Raw genomic sequence first — 22,289 nt, forward strand, 5'->3', positions numbered from 1 at the left:
GGAACTTCATTTGATTAGAAGTTCCCTTTCTTATGCTAAGAGAGTCCCTTTGATTAATTTGCGGATTCAAGCACTGCATCTGATTTATGATCGGGGAACAATAAGCTTACAACTATACCAACAATGATACAGATAAAGAAAGTACTAAACTTCGCCGAAACAATAGCTTCTAACGGTGAAATCGACCACAGAATCGCACTGAGAAAACCCGTAACAATTGTTGCAATTACACCAATACCCGATGTTTTTTTCCAAAAGAAAATTAACAAAATCACAGAAGAAAACGTATTACCTATGCCTGCCCAAGCAAAACTTACAACACCATAAATGACGGATTCAGAAACTAACGAGATAATAAGACCTAATATCCCAGCTATAATAACAACGAGACGAGATAAATTAACTAATGTGCTACTTTTCATCTTGATTCCCATGGACTTATGAATAATGTCTTCACTCACTGATGTAGTAACCACCAAAAGTTGGGATGAAGCTGTAGACATAATGGCAGCTAATATACTAGATATAATAATTCCTGCTATCCAAGGAGGTAATAAATCCGAAACCATATAAGGCAAAATCATTTCAGCATCATTAATTGTACCTTGTTTATAGAGAACTGAACCGAAAATCCCTACTAAAAACGCCCCTACATAAACAATCAGTGTCCATATAAATGCAACCCATTTCGCTGTTCGAAGTTCCTTTTCATTTGTTAATGCCATAAAGCGTGAACTTAATTGAGGTTGTCCACCAAGCCAACCAAAGAACCACGAGAAATTGGTCATCAACATTACTCCTAAGGCTAACCCAGTTAATCCTCCAAACCAATCATCAGCCCCATTCCCCATTTCAGTCAAAGCAAGAGAGATGGATAAATCATTATTTTGAATATGGATAAATGCAACAATCGGAACGATGATAAATGTTAACACCATTAAAAAACTTTGTACCGTATCCGTCCATACAACGGACATAAAACCTCCCATGCAAGAGTAGGCAATAATAATTAATGCAATCACCACAGTTCCAATTGTAAGATCCACACCGGATATCGAATATAGGGTTTTACCCGTACCCGAAAATTGGCCTGCTATGTAAAAGACTGAAAATGTTCCCATAATTAGGGCTGATAATACCCGAATTATGTTACTGTGTTTTGGAAATTTAACAGCTAAATAATCTGGTAATGTAAAGACGTTATATTTTTTTCTTTCATTCATAAATTTCTTCGCTAATAGTAACCAGGAAAAAACCACCCCTAAAAACATACCTGACAATATCCAAATGCCTGATAGACCAGTCACATAAATGAAACCTACTGCTCCTAAAAACATATAGGCAGATTCACCTGTTGCTCTTTCAGAAAAAGCTAATGCCCAACCAGGTAATTTATTTCCACCTAAAAAATAATCATCATGATCTAATTTTTTTCTACTAAAATAAACGCCAATTCCTAACATTGCTAGTAAATAGATTACTACTTCTAAATAAATGATAAAGCTACCTGTAAAGTTCATTTTATTCCCCTCATTTTTAATCTCTAGTAAACTTATCTGTTTTAAGTAAATTAAATTTAAGTTATATAATAGTAATTGTCAATATTTAATTCCTAGTAAACAGATGCGAATTGAAATAAATAATAGAAGATTATATAATACTGATTATAGGGAGTTCACTTGAAAGATTTTTTATTGTGTAAACATAAATAGAGGAGTGTTCGATTTGAATGATACAAAAATGATCATCCCACCATTATCCATGTACGCGATCACAGCTAAACTTTTTACGCATGTAGAAAGATCAGTCGTTTCTAAATATGGTGAAAAAGGAAAAGACTCTATTCAACAAGCAGTCGAATGTTTCGGATATAAAGATGCAGAAGAAATTGCAAAAACAGCAACTGTTGATGGAGAAAACCATACATTATTCAACTATATTCCAAGTAATCATAATGCTCGGAACAAATATAAAGACCTTACCATATATGCATTAATGGCAAAATTATTTGCACAACTAAGCAAAGCAGTCGTTGAACAATTTGACGATGAAGGAAAAGACACTATTCGTGAAGGGGTTCGCACATTCGGTGAAGAACGAGGCCGAGGAATTGCTCAAAGAGCTCGTGCAAATGGAGAAAAAAATACGATTATTAACTACTTGTCTAATTATGATATGGGTAGAAGTGATTTATTCACATATACATCTGATTTCAAACCTGAAGAAATCGAACAAAACTTTACAGCCTGTCCTTTTGGGCAACAATGGGGAGACGACAACATGCACGAATATGGCATTTTGTATTGTGAAATGATTGACCCTGCTGTAGCTCGCGGATACAATCCTAAATTTGAAGTTGAACATGATCAATATGTTTTAAAACAAGGAAACTGCCATTTCAGATTTACATTAAAGGAATCGGATTCAAATGATTAATACACAACGATTAAGCGAACATATAGAAGAATTATCATTAATAGGAAGAGCAACCGATGGAGGAATTAATCGCTTTTCTTATACAGATGATGAAAAAAGGGCCAACGAACTAATTGAACAATATATGAAATCAGCTGGGTTAACTGTTCACTATGATACAGTTGGTAATCTTATTGGAAGTCAAGGCGGAACCGAAAATTTACCTACCATTCTATTGGGATCACATATAGATACAGTACCTAGTGGAGGAAGATTTGATGGTAGTTTAGGAGTCTTAGTAGCCATTGAAGTCATTCATTCATTAAAGGAACAAGGAATAAATCTCAGACATCCAGTGAAAGTCATTGCCTTTAAAGATGAAGAAGGAACTCGCTTTGGATTTGGTATGATTGGGAGTAGAGCTATTGCAGGTACATTATCAACAATTGATTTACAAAGAATGGATGAAGACGGAGTAACAATTGAACAAGCGATTGCTATGTACGGTTTCGATAAAAAACCTCTCTCAAGTGCTAAATTAGAGGATATTAAATTATATCTAGAAGTCCATATTGAACAAGGAAAAGTACTAGAAAGTAATGGGGTGGCAGTTGGAAATGTTACTGGAATTGCCGGACCTTTATGGCTTAAATTTCAATTAACAGGGTTGGCTGAACATGCAGGCACCACCCCAATGAATCAACGTCAAGATGCTTTAGTAGGAGCAAGTTTAATCATCGCTGAAGTTGAGAAAATTACTAAACAATATGATTCTTCGGTGGCGACTGTTGGAAAATTAATTGTTAAACCAAATGGTGTCAATGTTATTCCCGGTGAAGTTGAATGGACAATTGACATTAGAGATATAGATGAAAACCAGCGAAATCAAGTAGAGAGAGACATAATACAATTTGCTGAAACAATCGCAAATGAGCGTCAATTACAGTTGCATGTGACTGAATTACAACGTGTAGATCCAGTTCATTGTGATATTAATATTCAAAACGTTATTAAAGAGAGTATTCAAGAAATTGATGAAACAGTTATCTCATTACCAAGCGGTGCCGGCCATGACGCGATGCAATTTAAAGAATGCTTCCCAATTGGAATGATCTTTGTAAGATCTAAAGATGGAATAAGTCATAATCCTAAAGAATTTACATCTGAAGAAGACATTGAAAAAAGTGCAAAGGTTTTATTCAAATCATTAGTAAAACTAGACAATTAAACTAACATGAATACACGTATTCCATAAATGGCTTTTATGGAATACGAAAGGGAACTGTTTTTAAGTTCCCTTATTTTTTTGAAGTATCCGTAGGCAATAGGGGTTTGCTAATTTTGCGCAACCTACTCGATAACATTTATGTAAGGTAACCAACTCTTTGTGAGAATCAGTCATTTCATCGTGATTGCTTTTTGCGAAGAATTTTTTTGTTGTCAAAAAGCCATATGAAAGAAAGAAAAAATACATTCAGGTAAAAAGTAAAAAAGGACTGAAAATGAGTCCTGTTTACATTGATAAATTAACATTATCATTTAACTGAACCTTTTCTTTAAGAAAGTTCAATATAAATTGGTTTGAGGTAACTTTTTTTGCTACTATAGGAAGTATGTAAAAGCATGAGGTACATATTATGTCACACACCTCAGCATAAATATTTTAGCATGAATGTAAGAAACGAGTGATGAAATGATTGTTACCACAAACAGCGATCCAAAAGATGAAGTACGTAAACACGCTGAAGATTTAGCCCAGTTGTTTCAAGCTCCTTTAGTAAAACGTGGTGACGATTCGGTAGAGCGTCTTCAGTTTAAATACCAAACGGATGATATTCTGATCGTAACAACCAAAGGAGCGAGGCTAGAAAGAAAAGGGCAGCCCGCCTTCTTTTTTCATCCAAACACTGCTTCCTTCCGTATAAAGAGGCTGGAACGCGGCGATAATGATATCATGTTGAGCGTTTGCCAAATTAAACCAGGAGATGCAATTTTAGATGCAACCCTTGGTTTAGGGGCAGATTCTATCGTTTTTGCCTATGGGGCAGGTCCACAGGGTAAAGTTGTAGGAATTGAATCAGAGCCGATGATTGCCAAATTGGTAAGGGATGGTCTGAAGCATTGGACGAATGGTACTTCAGGTCTACTGGAAGCCATGAGAAGAGTACAGGTAATCGAGGGTAATCATTCACATATCTTATCCTCTTACCCAGACAACTCTTTTGATGTCGTCTATTTTGATCCGATGTTCACAAGTGCCGTCTCAGAGTCAAATGGAATATCCACATTACGATATCATGCCAATGAATCCGCCGTCACCATGGCAACCATTGAAGAGGCGTTACGGGTTGCTAGGCGTCGTGTTGTTCTAAAAGAAGAACCAACTGGAACCTTACACGAACAGTTGAGATTCACTCCTTATCGTAAACGAGAGCATCAAGTGATTTATAGCTATATAGATAAAATGGAGGGGAGTTGATCATGCATAAAAAAGAAAACCTGGTCGTGATAGTTGGGCCTACTGCTGTTGGCAAAACAGCTTTAAGTCTCACTCTTGCCCAACATTTTAATGGAGAAATTATTTCCGGTGATTCGATGCAAGTGTATCGACAGATGGATATCGGAACAGCAAAAGCAACAGAGGAAGAGCGCTCTCTTATTCCCCACTATATGATTGATATAATGGAGCCGGATGAAGAGTTCTCTGTCGCGATTTTCCAAGCGAAAGCACGTCAGTTAATTTCTGAAATAAATCACCGTGGAAAATTACCGTTCATTGTAGGAGGCACAGGATTATACATACAGTCCGTTACCCACTCATACCAATTCTCGGAGGCGGATCAGGATCCTGAATTACGGGATCGATTGCAACTGTTTGCAGATACAGAAGGGGTTGAAGCACTCCATCGGCGACTTCGCGAACATGACCCGATTACGGCTGACAGGCTTCATCCTAATGATGTCCGCAGGGTAATTCGAGCGATTGAAATTTATGAACTAACGGGCAAACGTATGTCAGATCATCAACATCAGGCTGCCTATTCTCCCTACAATCTAAAGATAATTGGGTTAACCATGGAACGGTCAAAACTGTATGAACGCGTCAATCACCGAGTTGACCTCATGATTGAAGCGGGATTGGTGGAAGAAGTTCGCCAGTTGCTTGATCTTGGATACTCACCTGATCTGTTAGCGATGCAGGGTCTCGGGTATAAAGAGCTAATTCCGTACCTGTACGGAGAAATAACCCTTGATAAAGCTATTTCAGATATTAAGCAGCGTACGCGACATTTTGCCAAAAGACAGCTTACCTGGTTCCGGCGTATGCCTGAAATATCGTGGTATGACTTGACAGAACCTGAGTCTCACGAGCAAGTGTTTCAAACAATTACCTGCGAGATGGAAGGAATGTTCCCGTTTTCGCAGAATATATAATTTACAAGTCCTTTTAGGGGGTATTGTCCATGAAACAGACGATCAATATTCAAGATACGTTTTTGAACCATCTTCGCAGAGAAAATATCGCAGTTACCATCTATTTGGTAAATGGATTCCAATTGCGTGGTTATATCAAAGCCTTTGACAATTTCACGATCGTCATTGATACGGAAGGGAAACAACAATTGGTGTATAAACATGCAATCTCTACATTTACACCACAACGTCCCGTTTCTCTGATGTCTGATACTCAACAATCACAGCAATAGCAATCTCGTGAGAAAAGAGATCAGGGTGCCCTGTGGGTACCCTGATTTTTTTCATGAAAACATGCATAATAGCGAAGGACTTCGAGGTAAATATTGACTTAATTGCGCATAACGGAATAAAATGGAAATGAATATACTCGGAAAGTAGGAGATTTCTATGTTTGCTGAAGAGAGAAGGGAGAAAATCCTTGAGATTTTACATAATTCCCAACGTGTTCTTGTAAAAGATCTGGCTGATCAATTCCAAGTATCCATTGATTCAATTAGAAGGGATTTATCTATTTTAGAGGAGCAAGGTCTTCTAAAAAAAACCCATGGAGGCGCAATTCCCTTTTCGGCTGTGCGCAAGTCTTCACATTCCACCAATTATCGCCAGAAAGACGGTGTTCCGCATATTAATGCAATAGCAAAAACATCCGTTTCCTACATTCAGGAAAATGATACGATCTTTCTGGGAGGTAGCCAATTTCACAACAGCATGCTTTCCTATTTACCTCAACATTTGCAAATGACAGTGGTTACGAACTCGATTAAAATTGCAGAACATTTGCGAGAGTGGGAAAAAATAGACGTTTATGTGGTAGGCGGATTAGTTAAGAAATCAGGGATAATGACAGATATAATCGCCAATGAGATGATTAAGCAGTTTACTATTGATATCTGCTTCCTTACTGCGGATGCAGTCAGCTTGAATGGCTTAAGTACCTCTACACCTGAGCTTGCCAGTTTTAGCAGAGCTGTGATGGCGGTCTCACGTAGACGATTTTGTCTAGCGTCCCATGACATAATGGGTGAGGATGCTTTTTCAAAAGTCTGTCCATTATCGTCCATCCATGTAGTAATTACAGATGAGGGTACACCTAAGCAACTTCAGGATGAAATGGAAAAATTAGGTGTAGAAGTGACTACAGCCAAAGGAAGCAATCATCTCTCTTCGTATTAATTATGCTTGTTTCGCTACATCCGATTGTTTGATGTAATAGAGATTAGCTGATTGGACTTCAAATCCGCAACGTCTATATAAGGACAAGGCGTTTACGTTCTCCGTTGCAACCTCCAATTCTATTTTACTAGGTAAATGTTTTTGTAGATCACATACGACGGTTTGCAAGATTTCAGAGCCATAGCCTTTCCCCTGAAATTCCGGGAGTACGGCAAAAGCAAAAATAAATGCACGTTCAGGTATTAACATGACCGCTATCTTTCCAATTGGCTGATTATCCACAAGAGCAATCTCAACATGTTGAGAAGGTCCCTCGATACAATCAATGGCAAACTTACGGCTGATTTCACCTTCTATTTCATTGAAACATTCTGTATCCGCTTTCATGATAAAAGGTAAATCATCGATGGTGGCATTTCGTAAGGCAATACGAGGTTGTATAATTTTTTTAATCCCATATGTTTCGTTCCATTGCATCCAGTACTCAGAAAAAGAATAGGTGGCACCGATTGATTCTAGAAATGCTTTTCCCGTGTGAGAATGTTCTTGACACATGAAGATCATTTTTGGAATCTTTCGGTTGCGGATTTCTTCTTCAGCCATTGTAAGCAAGTTAGTAAAAATTCCACTGCGACGAAAGGCAGGGTCAACCATTCCGCTAATTTCGACCTCTTTGTTATTAAAAATGTACAAGCCAAGGAAGCCTACGACTTTACCGTCTTCTACATGAATAAAATCATGGATTTGATCGGCGGGGCGGTTGTTAAGGCTGTCTTGATTAATTTTGATCTGAATCTGATCATGATCGTTACACATGGAATGTAGCTGAGTAATCCCGGCTATCTCTTTGACATTCAAACCTTTAGAGGCATAAGCACCCTGTGTCAGTTGATTCAAAAAAATCCCCCTCAATAAATTGCTGAAAATTGGAAATCATTGAACAGTGTAACATGAGAGTAGAGGGAAAACAAATGAATTTCCTTTGCATAGAAATGGGGACAGTGGTCATACTATTATCATCGAGCTCGGTTGTCATGTAATTAGATACGCGCAACAGTCTTTGATGGAGGTTGATGTGCCGTGGACAATGAAATGATACACCAAAGTGTGGGTTACGGTTGGCTTTAATGGGTCTACTCTATAATGGAGGTAGATGAGTTAAAGAAAATTACCGCTAGTCCTTAATACGCCTGAGCTCGATGTGAACCGTCCTCTTTATGGGGACGGTTTTTAGTTTATCTGGGAAAAGAGCGGGACAAGGTTCATTTAAAATACAAATATTGTAAAATACCTCCTGATTCTATTATGATAATTTCTATTTCTACCTAATAAATGTAAAGGGGAACCGGAGCGCAATACCCACAGAATACGAGTAAATATAGTTGGAAGTGCTTACGATCACTTGGAATTGGAGGGATTTTCATGAAAAAGATAAGACGCACTTGGATAACAGGGGTACTATATTGCATCCTGGCAATAAGCCTTTCTGCTTGTGGTATTAATTCGGATAATTCCGATAAATCGAATGCATCAGCGCAGGCAAAGAGTAACTACCCCATTAAACCAATCCTTGTCGTAGCACCATCTGGAGCGGGAGGTGGCTGGGATCGAACAGCACGAACCTTTGTGAAAGGAATGGCGGATACTAAGCTTGTTGTACAACCCATGCTTGTAGAAAATAAGCCTGGTGGTGGCGGAGCGGTATTTATGGCGGAATATGCTACAAAGGATACTAAGAATGATTATAAACTGTTCACAAGTTCTCCTCCAATCTTGATCAATCATTTAAAACGAGATGGAAATAGTCCCTTTGGATATAAAGACTCTACTCCATTAGCGCAACTAACCAAGGATTTTGGTTCTATTGTAGTTAAGTCAGATTCCAAATATCAAGACCTTTCCTCATTACTGGACGCCCTGCGAGTCAATCCTTCGAAAATTACCATTGCTGGCGGTTCTGCTCCTGGTTCCATGTATCATTTGGTAGGCATTTTGCCCGCCTATAAATCTGGGATTGATCATAAATCGATCAAATACGTCTCCTACGATGGAACAAGTGAAGCGATGACTGCCCTGCTAGGTGAAAATGCAGATGTAATTGCAACGGATGCTTCATCGGTAACACAGTTTGTAAAAGCAGGACAAGTAAGAGTGTTAGCAGTCGCATCACCTGAACGCCTGGGAGGTGAGCTAAAAGATGTACCAACAATGAAGGAGTTAGGTATTGATGCAGAATTTGCGATATGGAGAGGTATTTTTGGACCAAAAGAAATGAGTCCAGAGGCGTTAACGTTCTGGAATGATAAAATCAATAAGTTAACAGGATCGGCAGAATGGAAGGAAGTACTCGAATCAAATGGCTGGGAAGGCGATTATAAAAACTCAGTAGATTTTTCAGCCTTTTTACAGGATCAGGAGCAGATGATTAAAGAATTATTAGTAGCATTAGACATGGCTAAATAACAGTTTCGATAGTAGGCTAAACAAAAACTGAGAGGGTACTACTTGAAAAAAAGTGGCCCTCTCTTGGCTGTTTTCAGAAGAATAGATTACTTGACTGAACTAGGAACTAGAACCGACACGTTCATACTGGTAATAAACTCAATAAAGGCTCTTATAATAGATAGTTCCATGGAGCTCTTGCGATAAATGACCCAGGTTTTTCTCTTGATAACTTCGTTGTTTGAGGTTCTTAAGAGGCTATAGTGTAGCTGATCACTCTCAGTCAGACATGCTAATGGAAAAATGGCGTATCCCAACTCGGTTCGCACCATCTCTTTGCATGTCTCAATCCGATCTACCTCCATAGTTACTAGAGGTGGAGCGTCATATTTCTCTTGCCACCAAGCACTGATCGTATTCTTTAATGATGGGTCGGTTTTGTAATTTATCCTTGGTAACGCAGGAAGATTGTCGATATCAATTTCATTTTTGGAGACAATACACATGGGTTCTTCCGCTAGTAGATGCTTGCCTTCTAGCCAATGATGGTCTCCACGTACGATTCCAATATGAATCTCTTCTCTATGAATGTATTGCATGATTTCGGTACTCCAACCAGTAAGTAAATTAATCTCTACATCTGGATAGAGAACGAGAAATTGTTTAAGCAGGGGAGGGAATTGATAACGGGCAAAATTGCCTGAAACCCCTAATCTAAGCATCCCCCGTACTTGTCCATCCATATTAATAATCTCTTCTTTCAGTTTCCGCAGTTGTAGTAACATTTCAGTAGAGTATTGAACAAGTCTTTCTCCCTGTGCCGTGAATTCGACACCTTTCTTTGTACGAGAAACCAATTGTGTATTAAAATCTTTTTCAATCTGCTGTAGTCGATATGTAATAGCTGGCTGAGACATAAATAATTGCTGTGCTGCTTTCGTAATATTTTTTTCCTCGTACAGGATACGAAGGAGTAGCCAGTCCTTTTCATCCATATAGATATCCTCCATACTTCATAAAAAATATTTATTGATAATGATAAAAATAGCATATTTTATTTATTTTAAAAAAGGCATTACCATGTAATTATAAATGATTTTTCGGAAAATTAAATCAATTATCTAATCTGGGGGCTAGAGGTGTTATAAGCCAATCATATGAAAGCGATGTTGTAATAGTTGGTGCAGGTAATGCAGCCCTGTGTGCGGCCATCTCTGCAAGGGAAAAGGGCGCAAAGGTACTAGTGTTAGAAAAAGGTCCAGAGCACAAACGAGGGGGAAATTCCTTCTTTACGGATGGTGCAATACGGTTCGCCTTCAATGGGCTGGAGGATATTAGAGCAATCATGCCGGAAATGACAGATGAAGAAGCAGCAAACATATATATTCCCCCATACAATACGACCGAGTATCTGAAAGATCTGATGAGAGTGACAGGGGGCAAGAGTACACCTGAATTGGCAGAGCAGCTCGTTACAAAATCGTATGAAACCATTGCCTGGATGAAAAGTCATGGAATAAACTTTCAACTCATTTACGATAATCAATCCTTTGAAAAAGGCGGTATCCATCATTTCTGGGGAGGTCTTCCTGTTAAAACGGAAAATAAAGGTGTTGGCTTAATTCAGCACTTGAATGCTCGTGCCAAACAATTAGGTATCGAGATATGGTATGAATCTCGTGCATATAAATTATGTAAGGAAAACAATCAGATTGTAGCACTCCCCGTAGACAAGGAGCAATTCTTACAAACAATCAAAAAGTATAACGATTCCGTTCAAGAGGGGAGTTATAACCCTACTGAAAAAGATGGTAAAGGCACAAAAGGTATTACACCTCCGAAGTCAAACTGGGCATTACGTATTGAAAAAGGTCCTTTCTACGTTTTTCCTGTAACGTGTGGCATCACATTCTCCTTTGGAGGAGTACATGCTAATTCAATGGGGGAAGTGTTGGATGAAAATAGGGAGGCAATAAATGGTCTGTTCGTAGCAGGTGAAATGATCGGAGGCATCTTCTACGGTAATTATCCAGGTGGTTCAGGCTTAATGTCTGGTGCTGTATTTGGAAAATTGGCGGGAACGTCAGCCGCAGAGTATGCGATAAGAAGAGTTACGGTAAAAAAATAGTAGGGTAAAGAATGTCTGTGCAAGGTTGAATTGGATGAAGGGACAAAAAAGCGATCAGGGGCAGATTACCTACTCTAGCTGATCGCTTTTTTCTGTACTACTTACTATGTAAAAAGCATATTCAGTGGATCACCGAGATGCTTTTTAAATGGGACATTATCAGTAAACAATTACTTTAAGGCCTTACCGTTCCAAGCATTATATCTTCTGCACGTAATATCATGAGGTCATCTCTGGTGAGCTGGTTATTCTTTAACAATCGCATTGCCTGAGCCCGGACTGCTTTCTCCAACACGTTCCGTATGTATCTTGCATTGCTAAACGAAACTAAAAAGGGATCTTGTAGCAGCTTATGTAAGTGAGTCCGGATTTTTTCTTTAGCCGGAGGAGAAAGCAGGTATTCTTTTTCCAACACCATCATTTCCGCAATCTCCAGTAGTTCCTCCACCTGATAATCTTCAAAGTGAATCTGTATCGGAAAACGTGAGGGGAGACCCGGGTTGATCTGTAAAAATTCCTCCATTTCCTCTGTATACCCAGCAAGAATACAGATAAAGTCATTCTTGTGGTCCTCCATCGCCTTTGTGAGGCAATCCACCGCCTCTTTGCCAAAATCCTTCTCGCCACCGCGTGCAAGCGAATACGCCTCATCGACAAACAGGATTCCTCCCATCGCCTTTTTTATTAGATCGCGTGTTTTCTGAGCAGTGTGCCCAATATATTCACCCACCAGGTCGGCACGCTCTGCTTCAATTAGATGCCCTTTACTTAAAATCCCCATTTCTTTAAGTATTTTCCCAAATATGCGAGCTACCGTAGTTTTACCAGTACCTGGGCTACCTTTAAACACCATATGGTATACCTGTTGATCCGTTCGTAGTTGGTGCTTCAATCTTTCACGATTGGTGCGAAGGAGAGCATAGATCTCATACATAACTCGTTTAGCCTCCCCGAGCCCAATCATTTTTTCTAATTCATTAATTGCCACTTTAACCTGGTCAGGAGCAGTTGAACGAACGGTATCCACGAGAGCATCTGTTTCCTTGACAGGCTGAGAAGCTGGATGATGAAAGACGACCTGAATCCGATTGGGTGACTCCGTTGATTCGGTCATAATCGCTTTGGACGGTACGATAGCACTCTGCTTCATTTTCGCTCACCCGCTTTCCGTAGTACATACTATATGTATACGCAGGGAATTGGAAAATCTGTATAAAAAGAAATACTGGTTTGAGGAAAATCTGGGGAAGTGGATGATGATAATGTTTATTCAACGGAGATAGCATTTTATTTGGCGGAATATTTAAATGTTTCTTATTCATGTATTGACAAAATATTAAAATTACTAAATAATACATAAAGTATATTAGTTACTAAATTAATTATATGTGAAGGAGGTTTTATATTGAAAGTATTCATTACAGGGGTCACGGGGTATGTTGGATCAGTAATAGCACAACATTTCCTATCTGAAGGTTATCAGGTTTCTGGACTCGTAAGATCACAAGAGAAAGCTGAGCGGTTAATTAAAATGGGGATCGATCCGATTATAGGAAATCTTGCTGATTTATCTTTGCTAAAGGAAAGTGTAAGGAAAGTCGACGGTGTTATTCATACGGCAATATCACATACTCCAGACATGGAAAAGCTCGACGTATCCGCAGTTAAGACAATGTTGGATGGTTTAGAAGGTAGTGGAAAACCATTCATTTATACAAGCGGAACCTTAATCTATAACGATACCTTTCAGAATATCGTTGACGAGGATTCGGATCTGAATCCTTTACCTTTTTTGAATTGGAAAGCTAATCAGGAAAGAGAAGTGGTGGCAGCTGCTGGGCGTAATATCCGTACGGTTGTAATTCGTCCAACTCTAGTCTATGGACGCGGAGGTGGGTTAGTTCAAGCAACAATTAAACTAACGAAGCAATTGCAATCTGCAAAATATATAAATGATGGACAAAATGCATGGTCAACAATCGACGTCGATGACTTGGCGAACCTTTATGTATGCGCTTTTTCGCAAGCACAACCTGGCTCATTATTTAATGCAACATCCAGAGAAATGATTACAACGAAAGAGCTCATGAATTCCATTGGAAAAATAGCCGGAGTAGAAAACAAAATTGAATCGTGGACGTATGAAGAAGCGGTTAAAGTAATCGGACCTGCTGCTTGGGGGTCCAGTATTAATCAAAGAATATCTGGATCAAGAGCTGAACAGCAACTACAATGGAAAGCCACTTCAAAATCGATTCTCAAAGAGATTGAAGAAGGATCTTATAAGGTTAACGCATGATAAAAGCATAGCCCGTGATTGGACTATGCTTTGGCCTCGTGAATATCCTGATAAGAGCTAAGGAATTGTACGGATTTAGCTAAAATCCGAATCAGCTGTTTGGTATCATCAATACCTAGATGTTCGCGTAACTGCTGAAAACGATCAAAAAGCTCTTGTTCTCTTGATTTGACAAACTTGTGTCCGGTTTCAGTGGCCGTAACGAGAACAGACCGTCGATCATTAGGAGCGATCGTGCGTGTAATGTACCCGGTCTGTTCAAGCTTGTGGATGACGTGTGTAACTGCTGCTGAGGTTATTTTTAACTGCTTACTTAGTTCGGAGACTTTTATACCGTTTGAGCCCGGAGGACATAGATAGGTCAGGTAAACAAGCAAGTTTGTTTCGCTTTGTCGGAGATCCTTTGAGGGAATGAATACATTTCCGACGCGTTTCAACTGCCCGAATACAAGAGCAAGTTCTTTCGTTACGTTATCATTATCCAGTTCTGTGTTATTGTCTGTGCTCATGAAACTCAAGCCCCTTTTAACTTATTATAAAAATAAATTATTTACTAAATTAATTATGTTGTCAAGTTGTATGTGCCAATATAATTTGAACGACTTTCAAAAAGGGAGTGGAAAGAAACATGTAGAGCTTTATTTTACTGTTGGGCTAACCAAAAGGAGGCATCTTTTGAAAGAAAATCACTCAGTTCAATCATTGTTTCACCCTCTTACAATAGGCAGACTTACTTTATCTAACCGAATTGTTATGGCGCCAAAGACACGAGCATTTTCACCAGACGGAGTGCCGGGCGAGGATGTCTTACATTACTACAGGCGACGGGCGGAAAAGGGAGTGGGCTTGATCGTTACCGAGGGCACGGTGATTAATCACCCAGCAGCATCGGCAGCTTCGATTTCATCTTCTTCTTTGATAGTGATACTGACTTGTTTACCATCAAATTCTTTAAGCAGATCATAGAGTTTATAATATAGAATCATAGTTTCTTTTGTGTCTATATTTTTTACTGCCTCTTCACTTAAACCAATCTCATGACTGAATTTCCCTTCTAAACTTAAAGAGTGAACACGTTTTGCCATAAAAATCCTCCTGTTATCCTAAAAATAAGTAAACACCGTTTGAGGGACGGTGTAACCCTTTACGAATTAGATGATATTTCCACAATTGTTCTGAAAACTTGCAGGGTGGGGCGGCGTATCCCACATCTCTTTCAACCACTAGGGCGTGACGGTAACCTTTCTGTCCTCTTGCAAAATCAAAATAGTCTCAAGGACAACTTTATATTTATTGAATAATAATATTTTTATTTTATTTAATAAGTTCTTTTAGTGGTTTAGATGCTTTAAATGCAGGAGCCTTGGTTTCAGGGATGTCAATTTCTTCGCCAGTTTGTTGGTTATGACCTTTACTTCTGCTGAATGGCGAGGATGGGTATAATGGTATTCTGATTGAAGAAGTGAGTAAATAAAATCTCGATTTTATTTACAAGGGAGGTAATGAAAAGTGCTTACATGTAAAAATTGCAGATGGGTTGCATGTAGAAATTATGGTTACGATAAAGAAATTTGCATTCAGTTCATTAAAGATGAATAAATATAAATCTATGTTGTTGAGAATGGGGCGATAGAATGTCGGAAAAAATTGATATGCAAAAACTCGGAGAGAATTGGGTTGGCTTCTTTGTGTTTGAAGCACTTGGGCAGAATCATAATATTATGGCAGCAAGTCAAGATTATGATCCTTTCCAAGTTGATGCGAAACTTACGTATATGATTTAAATAAAATAAATATATAATGTTTAAATTTAACAAAGGAAGAAAAGCTAATCTAGAATTCTAGTTAAGGAATCTAGATACAAGATAAGGAACTTAAACATCAACCATGTAGCCCTTGTAAAAATATAGTCGTTCCAGTTAACAAAAATTTAATTATAGTACCTTCTGATGATAAAAAAGATAATGTTTTTTAAGAGGGGAATTGGTGATGGGTTAAACCAGTAATAGACACACCTAACAGTGGAGTATGGATACAGATAATATCTGTTACCCATTCCCGCTGTATATGTAGTATTTGCTAGGTAAACTCTTTACCTTTGACCAGTATGATAAAATTCTAGGCAACTGCTCTCTTAAAAATTTCGTTAAATCTCTTGTTCGTAGAATTATATAACTGTACTTATCTCTTCCCATGTTCATTGTAAGAACTTAACTATGATGGGTCCTAGTAACTATACTAACCTCCAAAAAACCTTGATGAATAATACAATGATCTATATTGAGAATATTTTATTAACAACAAATTTTATGAATTTATGTTGCAATTAAATAAAATGGTTTTATAATTGGAAAAAAAAGAAAGGTGTGGAAAATATTGAATTTATTTAAAAGTTTATCAAAAAAGTTACTTATTGCTTTAACTGTCATTCTTGTATCAACGTCTATCTTACCGATGCAAAACACTTATGCTAGCGAAGAGGAACCTCCAAAAAATATTGAGCTTACCAACTATACTACTCCTGAAGAAAAAGAAATTGTTGATAAAATCGAAGAAGAGCTATCAGATTATGACTTTAATGCAGAAAGAAAAAATAATGATGAAATTCAACCAATGGTATGGGGTAAGATAATCAAATTAATCATTAATGGTATAACAGAGTCAATCGAACCTTATTTTGATGATAAGCAGATTCAAGCAAAATATAAACATGCAAAAGATTTTGGCGTGTATGGTTCATACAATAAAGAAAATGCAAAAAAATTTCTAGATGCAGTTGACTGGCATATTCAAACAGCAACTGAGATCTATGTATCTACATATCATGGACAGCAGGTTCTTGTTTGGATTAAACCAAACGACTTAATGGTATATACTGAAATGGATGGAGATTTTATTTCAGGATGGAAAGCTACTAAAGATCAGTTAAATTTTCATCGGGAAAATGGTGCGGCGATTAAAAGAGAAAGACATGCGTAAAAAGATTTAACATCAAAAATAGTCCTCTAAAAGGAAGAGTTTGAAACCTGATAATATTTAATCTTACACATTCCTTTTAGAGGACATTTTCTTAATAAGGAGGGCTTCTATGGGGGCTAATACTTCGATTGGTTTGGTGTACGACCCTAATAAACAAAATCTAAAGTCACAGTGCAGTAATCTTATTAATGCACTAAAAACCAAATATGATATAAAAGTTGATCGAATTCAATATAGTACCGAAAAGGAGACGGCTAATTGGATAACAGTAGATAATCCAGATAATGCTGCATTGAACAAATTTTACTCAGAAATTGAATCTATTTTTATGGTACAAATTAGCCTATCTTTTAAAAGCTTTAAAGATAATGCATTTTCAACCGTCCTTCGTATCATTCGAGAAAAAAACGTAGAAGGCTTTCTCCTTGACATTTCAGAGGAAGACATTATACCAGATTATAGTGAATCTTTGATTCTAGAAGCTGAAGATTTCATCTGCTCTATGGTTAGGCATATATATAAATATGTAAATTTTGAATATGGATTTTGTGATCAAGAAGCAGAAATAGAATACTCTCCTAAAGATTTTTTTAATCTTGGATATTCTGTCTATTCCCTTGAATTTATTCCTACAGACTTAAGTCTCAAGATTAAAAAAAGTGATTGGGATATTACTGGTCTTAATGAAAGAAAATAAATATACTAATCTAAACAATAATATTCCTTAACTCAGTGAGACTGAGAAAAGGAATATTATTGTTTAGATTAGTAAAAAAAGCACCAAAACCAAAATTAATCAGAGTCCAATATCAAAAGATGAACTAAAATAGTAGGTGCTTCACGCTTAATATTTTGTAAGATTTTTTTGAGCGACTATCATAAGGTGATACTTCATGCAAATTTAAAGACAAACAAATTTTCTCTACTATCCTGACAACAAGATTTAGTTTGTAAAAACGATAACCTGCCTACTTACCAAATAGTAAATAAACAGGTTATCACGTTCTATTAATAGTATATTCCTAGATAATAGATTTATACCAAACTAGCCAATAAAAGTGGAATTTCATTCTTTGAAGAGCTTTTCTTTGTTCTTGCAATCCACAAGAAGAAGGGGATTGGATAATGATTCTTGACATCAAGTTTCAAATTAAGAAAACTCCATATTACGTCAAAGTTTATAATACAGAGGAAGGATATAAGGTCTTTTTATACTATAAGAGGAGGGGAATTGAAACTAATAAAAAATCAGAGTTTTTCAATCGATTCTTGAAGGTCGTTTAACATAATCATGGTGTTAGTTTTGTAAGTGAGATGAGGTCAAATAAGTCTAAAGTATAAGATTATCCTGTGAATTAAATTGTTATTCAGTTGAATTAAACAATTTTAGGTTGTAAAGTAATATGAAGAAAAAAGGTGAGAATGGTGAGATTTTGTGTTTGGTAAAATTTTAGGAATTCCGAAAAAAATAATCTTATTTTTGCTCGCAGCAGTTATGATAATTGAAATAGCAATCATAGTATTCTTTGCAATGCAGTTAGCTAAAACGAATGAACAACTTTATTATTCTGACACAGTAGTGGTAAAGTATAATGATGGTACAGTAGTGAAAGTAAATGGCGAACCAAAATCAGACAATAGTATAGTTGTTCAACAAAAGGGATCATTCAACCCCAATTTTGTTACCATTTTCAGTGCCTCATTTGGATTTATTGGACTGGCAATCTCAATGGGTGTTTTCTTAAAAGACTTATTAAGCTATAAGAAAAAAGGAACTGAATAGCAGAACAATGAGAAACTTATACTATACGAGAAGGTAGATAAATTAGAAGCGGAAAATAGAACCTTGAAACAAGATTTAGCTAATCTAAAGAAAAAGTTAGATAAAAAGAAAAGAAATAAAAAATAGAGACAGTTGATTGAAATGTTCGGAGTTGGGAAGAAAGAATATCAGAGCCATGAAGTAAAGGATATGAATATTGAATAAATTGGTGTTTTTAAAACACTAGATGAAATTTATGAAGAAATTAAGAGACTGCAATTTTGAATTAAATAAAATACGCATTTCATTGCCATTTAGTGGATCAACAAATCATTCACTAAATGGCATGTTTGTTTTTCACTATTATTACTTTAAACTGTTGGCATTGGATGAGATGCAAACAATTACTTAGTTAGTAGGAATGTCAAAAAAAGAGAGAAAATGATATTACCCTCCAACAGGGAACCGAAGGAGGAGTGAATTTGGCGAATTCTTGGGCGGCTATAAAAAGGTTTTCTCGTTGTTGTAGGTATTGTTGAACCCATTTTTTATCGTTTGTCCTAAAGCGTGGATGTAAATTATTATAATACGAGCTTAAACCTTCTTCCCAATGTGGGTACCCAGTTTTAATTAAATTAATGAATTCCTGATTGCCACCTACGATTGCAAAATCATTCTGGCAGATAAATAACCCCCATTTCCCTTTAGGTGAATAAAACACGTTTTCATAAAGAATAAGAGGATCAGTCGAACAATATTCTTCGTAAGTAGTAGTAACAGGAATTTTTCAATGATTTTGTTCGGAAATTTGATCTATCGAATCTATTTCTACTTCAGAGATATAGAAATAGGTATCTCCCATGGAAATTGAAGTATTTTTTACAATGTGAAATAAATCTTCGTCGATATAAAAACTAGGTTGGGGGTAAATAATAAAAGAAAGAGAATCATTTTATTGGAACATTTCCTCATAAGCGTCATTTCCTTTGAAAACACTCCTATAAATCTTCTCTATTTGATTAATTTCATTCTCGTCCTTTATATGTGTGATCTTGTTTGACAAGAACATTTCCTCCCAACTAATATTCTTATTTTAAAAATATTCAGCTATGAATTTTAACTTTCTTAAACCTTTTATTCCTCCAAAGGATAACGTTGGTTCACCAGACTTTGACCAACCTCGATATGTAACTATAACCCCATCCCTTGTTTTACCAGTATAAGTTTCTTTTGGTCTTAATTCTATTGTGTCAGGATCTACTGAGTCTCTAAAAATCTTATATGCAGCATCATCAGCATCTTTATCAGTTCTACCAATTCTAATAACTCTGATATCTGGTTGGTTAGCTTCATATGAATACTGAATTAATTCGGCAAGATCTTCCCGAGACGTGATCAGTACAAGGTAGGCTACGTCCAGTGTTAGTAATACAAAATAATATTGGGAATAAGTTTTCTCCAACAACAATTGTTGCTTGCATTACAGGTAAGATTCAGAAGACAAATTTACCAACACATGTTGAGATTAACGCAAAAGAAAATGGGCTGGAGAAAGATAGAGTAGTATTGATGGAACAATTGAGATGTATTGATAAAACACGACTCATCGAAAAAGTGGCACACTTTGACGAAAAGACTATGGAACAGATTAACTATTCTATGATGGTTAATTTAGGGCTTATTGATAAAAAGGCTATGCATGGATTGCAGCCCTACCAAATTGCCACAAGTGGAGCAGAAAATATTATGGTCGTATAGGAGTGGTTTTTGTGGTAGGAATTCTATTTTTTACAATTACTCAATTATTCAATAAATAATAAAATCCTGGCTATCTTTTACGGGTGATATAATAGGACTATGGTGCCAAATAAAGTACGCACAGAATAAAACTATGATTTTATTGGAGGAGAAACCATGGAAATGAAACTGACAATACTTGTTGATAATAATACATTTATCGATCAATATTTTATTGCTGAACCTGCTTTTTCTGCATTTATTGAAGCTGATGGGAAAAGAATTCTATTTGATACGGGTTATTCGGATGCGGTTTTAAAAAATGCTCAAAAACTAGCCATTGATTTAAGAAATCTTGATTTTATTGCCTTGTCACACGGTCATGTGGATCATACATGGGGGTTATTCCATTTAGTACAACTTCATTTTGAAGCGAGGTTGGAAAATCTACCTGTTAATTCACCAACAATTATTGCACATAAGCAAGCTTTCCAAAGCAAACTAGAGCCGAATATAGGGGAGATAGGCAGTATTATTAGCGAAAAAAAACTATCACACCATTTTCGAATAAAGTTGTCGAGAGAACCTGTATGGATAACAGAAAATCTCGTGTTTTTAAGTACAATCCCTCGATACTTTGATTATGAAGGACATGATACAATTGGCTTTTTAGAAGATGGAACACCAGACAATTTAATAGATGATAGCGCATTAGTTTATAAAATGAAAGAGGGTCTTATCATTATCGTTGGTTGTGCACATGCCGGTATCTGTAATATTGTCGAATATGCTAAAAAGATATGTGGCGATGACCGTATTGTTGATATTATAGGTGGTTTCCATTTACTACAAACAGAGAAAAACCAATTAGATGAAACAGTAAATTATTTTAAGCAACTAAAACCTTTGACCATACATGCCTGTCATTGTACAGATTTACGAGCAAAAATAGCTCTTTCTAGGGTGACTTATTTACAGGAAGTTGGAGTAGGGTTAAAACTGAGCTATTGATATGATATTTGAGGAATGACCTTTAGGTAAACCACCTGTTATAGGCATGAAGCCAGCTTTATTCCCTGGACTTCTATAGAATTGGAGCACTCCAGCTTTAACGGCACTGCACAATATCTGAGTATCGGGAACCTGTTGTTCACTGAAAATAATGTTGTAGATTAAGAAAATAAAGATATGGGCTAACTGTAGTCATTACGCTAACGGGCAGAAATGCTCAATAAAACTATTTTGGTTAAAGAGTAAGCGTGGTAAAATACGTTAACTGACCGGGGGAGGGAGAAATATGGATATATCTATCCGAAACGCTCATCAAGATGACTACGGGTCTTTGTTGTCTTTGTTCAGGCAGGTTCATGATCTACACGTTTTTGAAAGACCAGATTTGTATATAGAAAACCCAACTCCAGTCGGGAAAGAAATCTTCGAAAGCCAGCTAATTGATGTCAAACAGCATATTTTTGTGGCTACCATAGGCTTAGAGATAATCGGAGTAGTTGTGACGAAGGAAGAAGACATAACTGAAAATTCATTTGTGAAAGCGAGAAAGATATTATTTGTAAATAGTTTGTGTGTTTCCGAAACGTACAGAAATAAGGGTGTTGGAAAGAGACTTATGCAATATGTTATTGATTTCGGGGAAAGTCTGAAGGTTGATAGTATTGAATTAGGGGTATCGGAGAAAAATGCTTCTGCAATTTTATTTTATGAATCAATCGGAATGACAACGAAGAGTAGAAGAATGGAGCTTAGATTGAACTAACGGAGATCGATAGCTTATAAAGGCAGCAGTAGTCCAGGAGTTTATTTTCATGTCTCTCTGGATGCAGATTTATTAGACTCCTTATTGCAAACTTATGACGAGG

Annotated in this window: 22 protein-coding genes and 2 pseudogenes; 17 read left to right on the forward strand and 7 right to left on the reverse strand. The window is 36.9% G+C overall.

Annotation, left to right across the window (positions count from 1 at the left end):
- Window positions 1–53 precede the first annotated feature (53 nt).
- Complete coding sequence (locus tag LM917_RS22550; RefSeq protein WP_232699963.1) at window positions 54–1,520, reverse strand: sodium/proline symporter; 1,467 nt, start codon at window positions 1,518–1,520, stop codon at window positions 54–56.
- 205 nt (window positions 1,521–1,725) lie between these two features.
- Here LM917_RS22550 and LM917_RS22555 point away from each other — a divergent pair, with 205 nt between their 5' ends.
- From LM917_RS22555 to LM917_RS22580, 6 genes are all read left to right on the forward strand, one after another.
- Entirely contained in the window at window positions 1,726–2,436 is a 711-nt protein-coding gene (locus LM917_RS22555; protein WP_232699964.1) for an L-2-amino-thiazoline-4-carboxylic acid hydrolase, read from the forward strand.
- Entirely contained in the window at window positions 2,429–3,643 is a 1,215-nt protein-coding gene (locus tag LM917_RS22560) for a Zn-dependent hydrolase (RefSeq protein ID WP_232699965.1), read from the forward strand. The genes LM917_RS22555 and LM917_RS22560 overlap by 8 nt, the downstream gene beginning before the upstream one ends.
- A gap of 465 nt (window positions 3,644–4,108) precedes the next feature.
- The gene (locus LM917_RS22565; RefSeq protein ID WP_232699966.1) at window positions 4,109–4,894 is read left to right on the forward strand and encodes a class I SAM-dependent methyltransferase; all 786 of its coding nucleotides are present in this window, start codon (window positions 4,109–4,111) and stop codon (window positions 4,892–4,894) included.
- A 2-nt stretch (window positions 4,895–4,896) separates the two neighbouring features.
- The gene (gene miaA, locus LM917_RS22570) at window positions 4,897–5,850 is read left to right on the forward strand and encodes a tRNA (adenosine(37)-N6)-dimethylallyltransferase MiaA (RefSeq protein ID WP_232699967.1); all 954 of its coding nucleotides are present in this window, start codon (window positions 4,897–4,899) and stop codon (window positions 5,848–5,850) included.
- 29 nt (window positions 5,851–5,879) lie between these two features.
- The gene (gene hfq, locus LM917_RS22575) at window positions 5,880–6,122 is read left to right on the forward strand and encodes an RNA chaperone Hfq (RefSeq protein ID WP_232699968.1); all 243 of its coding nucleotides are present in this window, start codon (window positions 5,880–5,882) and stop codon (window positions 6,120–6,122) included.
- Window positions 6,123–6,279: 157 nt separating this feature from the next.
- Window positions 6,280–7,065 carry a DeoR/GlpR family DNA-binding transcription regulator gene (locus LM917_RS22580; protein ID WP_232699969.1) on the forward strand — a complete coding sequence of 262 codons (786 nt, stop codon included), beginning with the start codon at window positions 6,280–6,282 and terminating at the stop codon, window positions 7,063–7,065.
- On the opposite strand, the gene LM917_RS22585 is transcribed toward LM917_RS22580, so the two are convergent.
- Window positions 7,066–7,962: a GNAT family N-acetyltransferase gene (locus LM917_RS22585; RefSeq protein ID WP_232699970.1), complete on the reverse strand. Its 897-nt coding sequence runs from the start codon at window positions 7,960–7,962 to the stop codon at window positions 7,066–7,068.
- A 525-nt stretch (window positions 7,963–8,487) separates the two neighbouring features.
- Here LM917_RS22585 and LM917_RS22590 point away from each other — a divergent pair.
- Window positions 8,488–9,528, forward strand: coding sequence for a Bug family tripartite tricarboxylate transporter substrate binding protein (locus tag LM917_RS22590; RefSeq protein ID WP_232699971.1), 1,041 nt, complete (start codon window positions 8,488–8,490; stop codon window positions 9,526–9,528).
- An 86-nt stretch (window positions 9,529–9,614) separates the two neighbouring features.
- Here LM917_RS22590 and LM917_RS22595 read toward each other — a convergent pair whose 3' ends face one another.
- Window positions 9,615–10,502, reverse strand: coding sequence for a LysR family transcriptional regulator (locus LM917_RS22595; RefSeq protein WP_232699972.1), 888 nt, complete (start codon window positions 10,500–10,502; stop codon window positions 9,615–9,617).
- 149 nt (window positions 10,503–10,651) lie between these two features.
- On the opposite strand from LM917_RS22595, the gene LM917_RS22600 reads away from it, so the two are divergent.
- Window positions 10,652–11,635 (forward strand): FAD-dependent oxidoreductase, encoded by a 984-nt coding sequence (locus LM917_RS22600; protein WP_232699999.1) that lies wholly within the window; start codon window positions 10,652–10,654, stop codon window positions 11,633–11,635.
- A 175-nt stretch (window positions 11,636–11,810) separates the two neighbouring features.
- Here the strand turns inward: LM917_RS22600 and LM917_RS22605 are convergent, their stop codons facing one another.
- Window positions 11,811–12,785 carry an AAA family ATPase gene (locus tag LM917_RS22605; protein ID WP_232699973.1) on the reverse strand — a complete coding sequence of 325 codons (975 nt, stop codon included), beginning with the start codon at window positions 12,783–12,785 and terminating at the stop codon, window positions 11,811–11,813.
- Between the two features lie 255 nt (window positions 12,786–13,040).
- Here LM917_RS22605 and LM917_RS22610 point away from each other — a divergent pair, with 255 nt between their 5' ends.
- The gene (locus LM917_RS22610) at window positions 13,041–13,934 is read left to right on the forward strand and encodes an NAD-dependent epimerase/dehydratase family protein (protein WP_232699974.1); all 894 of its coding nucleotides are present in this window, start codon (window positions 13,041–13,043) and stop codon (window positions 13,932–13,934) included.
- 23 nt (window positions 13,935–13,957) lie between these two features.
- Here the strand turns inward: LM917_RS22610 and LM917_RS22615 are convergent, their stop codons facing one another.
- A complete protein-coding gene (locus LM917_RS22615) occupies window positions 13,958–14,443 on the reverse strand; it encodes a MarR family winged helix-turn-helix transcriptional regulator (protein ID WP_232699975.1) in 486 nt (161 codons plus the stop codon).
- A 166-nt stretch (window positions 14,444–14,609) separates the two neighbouring features.
- On the opposite strand from LM917_RS22615, the pseudogene LM917_RS22620 reads away from it, so the two are divergent.
- Window positions 14,610–14,825: pseudogene (locus LM917_RS22620) on the forward strand (oxidoreductase); the annotation flags it as partial.
- On the opposite strand, the gene LM917_RS22625 reads toward LM917_RS22620, so the two are convergent.
- Together LM917_RS22625 and LM917_RS24850 are read right to left on the reverse strand one after the other, a co-directional pair.
- Window positions 14,810–15,019 carry a YonK family protein gene (locus LM917_RS22625; protein WP_232699976.1) on the reverse strand — a complete coding sequence of 70 codons (210 nt, stop codon included), beginning with the start codon at window positions 15,017–15,019 and terminating at the stop codon, window positions 14,810–14,812. The pseudogene LM917_RS22620 and the gene LM917_RS22625 overlap by 16 nt on opposite strands.
- Window positions 15,020–15,248: 229 nt before the next feature.
- Entirely contained in the window at window positions 15,249–15,422 is a 174-nt protein-coding gene (locus tag LM917_RS24850; protein ID WP_373688820.1) for an HU family DNA-binding protein, read from the reverse strand.
- A 146-nt stretch (window positions 15,423–15,568) separates the two neighbouring features.
- Here LM917_RS24850 and LM917_RS22635 point away from each other — a divergent pair, with 146 nt between their 5' ends.
- The 7 genes and pseudogenes from LM917_RS22635 to LM917_RS22665 all read left to right on the forward strand — a co-directional run bounded on the left by LM917_RS22635 (window position 15,569) and on the right by LM917_RS22665 (window position 22,186).
- The gene (locus LM917_RS22635) at window positions 15,569–15,718 is read left to right on the forward strand and encodes a hypothetical protein (RefSeq protein WP_232699977.1); all 150 of its coding nucleotides are present in this window, start codon (window positions 15,569–15,571) and stop codon (window positions 15,716–15,718) included.
- Between the two features lie 592 nt (window positions 15,719–16,310).
- Complete coding sequence (locus tag LM917_RS22640; protein WP_232699978.1) at window positions 16,311–16,913, forward strand: colicin D domain-containing protein; 603 nt, start codon at window positions 16,311–16,313, stop codon at window positions 16,911–16,913.
- Window positions 16,914–17,022: 109 nt separating this feature from the next.
- Window positions 17,023–17,610 carry an Imm64 family immunity protein gene (locus LM917_RS22645; RefSeq protein ID WP_232699979.1) on the forward strand — a complete coding sequence of 196 codons (588 nt, stop codon included), beginning with the start codon at window positions 17,023–17,025 and terminating at the stop codon, window positions 17,608–17,610.
- 738 nt (window positions 17,611–18,348) lie between these two features.
- Window positions 18,349–18,696: a hypothetical protein gene (locus tag LM917_RS22650; protein WP_232699980.1), complete on the forward strand. Its 348-nt coding sequence runs from the start codon at window positions 18,349–18,351 to the stop codon at window positions 18,694–18,696.
- 1,374 nt (window positions 18,697–20,070) lie between these two features.
- Window positions 20,071–20,361, forward strand: a pseudogene (locus LM917_RS22655) (type II toxin-antitoxin system PemK/MazF family toxin); the annotation flags it as partial.
- A 228-nt stretch (window positions 20,362–20,589) separates the two neighbouring features.
- On the forward strand, window positions 20,590–21,423 hold the full coding sequence (locus tag LM917_RS22660; protein WP_232699981.1) for an MBL fold metallo-hydrolase: 834 nt from the start codon (window positions 20,590–20,592) through the stop codon (window positions 21,421–21,423).
- 286 nt (window positions 21,424–21,709) lie between these two features.
- Entirely contained in the window at window positions 21,710–22,186 is a 477-nt protein-coding gene (locus LM917_RS22665) for a GNAT family N-acetyltransferase (protein WP_232699982.1), read from the forward strand.
- Window positions 22,187–22,289: the final 103 nt, after the last annotated feature.

The organism is Brevibacillus daliensis, assembly GCF_021245735.1.
GTDB lineage: Bacteria > Bacillota > Bacilli > Brevibacillales > Brevibacillaceae > Brevibacillus_B > Brevibacillus_B daliensis.

Bases quoted from the DNA above. Each gene is read 5' to 3' on its own strand.
- LM917_RS22550 (WP_232699963.1), bottom strand. From the start codon at position 1,520: ATGAACTTTACAGGTAGCTTTATCATTTATTTAGAAGTAGTAATCTAT.
- LM917_RS22560 (WP_232699965.1), top strand. From the start codon at position 2,429: ATGATTAATACACAACGATTAAGCGAACATATAGAAGAATTATCATTA.
- LM917_RS22565 (WP_232699966.1), top strand. From the start codon at position 4,109: ATGATTGTTACCACAAACAGCGATCCAAAAGATGAAGTACGTAAACAC.
- miaA (WP_232699967.1), top strand. From the start codon at position 4,897: ATGCATAAAAAAGAAAACCTGGTCGTGATAGTTGGGCCTACTGCTGTT.
- hfq (WP_232699968.1), top strand. From the start codon at position 5,880: ATGAAACAGACGATCAATATTCAAGATACGTTTTTGAACCATCTTCGC.
- LM917_RS22580 (WP_232699969.1), top strand. From the start codon at position 6,280: ATGTTTGCTGAAGAGAGAAGGGAGAAAATCCTTGAGATTTTACATAAT.
- LM917_RS22590 (WP_232699971.1), top strand. From the start codon at position 8,488: ATGAAAAAGATAAGACGCACTTGGATAACAGGGGTACTATATTGCATC.
- LM917_RS22595 (WP_232699972.1), bottom strand. From the start codon at position 10,502: ATGGATGAAAAGGACTGGCTACTCCTTCGTATCCTGTACGAGGAAAAA.
- LM917_RS22605 (WP_232699973.1), bottom strand. From the start codon at position 12,785: ATGAAGCAGAGTGCTATCGTACCGTCCAAAGCGATTATGACCGAATCA.
- LM917_RS22615 (WP_232699975.1), bottom strand. From the start codon at position 14,443: ATGAGCACAGACAATAACACAGAACTGGATAATGATAACGTAACGAAA.
- LM917_RS22625 (WP_232699976.1), bottom strand. From the start codon at position 15,019: ATGGCAAAACGTGTTCACTCTTTAAGTTTAGAAGGGAAATTCAGTCAT.
- LM917_RS22635 (WP_232699977.1), top strand. From the start codon at position 15,569: ATGTCGGAAAAAATTGATATGCAAAAACTCGGAGAGAATTGGGTTGGC.
- LM917_RS22645 (WP_232699979.1), top strand. From the start codon at position 17,023: ATGGGGGCTAATACTTCGATTGGTTTGGTGTACGACCCTAATAAACAA.
- LM917_RS22660 (WP_232699981.1), top strand. From the start codon at position 20,590: ATGGAAATGAAACTGACAATACTTGTTGATAATAATACATTTATCGAT.
- LM917_RS22665 (WP_232699982.1), top strand. From the start codon at position 21,710: ATGGATATATCTATCCGAAACGCTCATCAAGATGACTACGGGTCTTTG.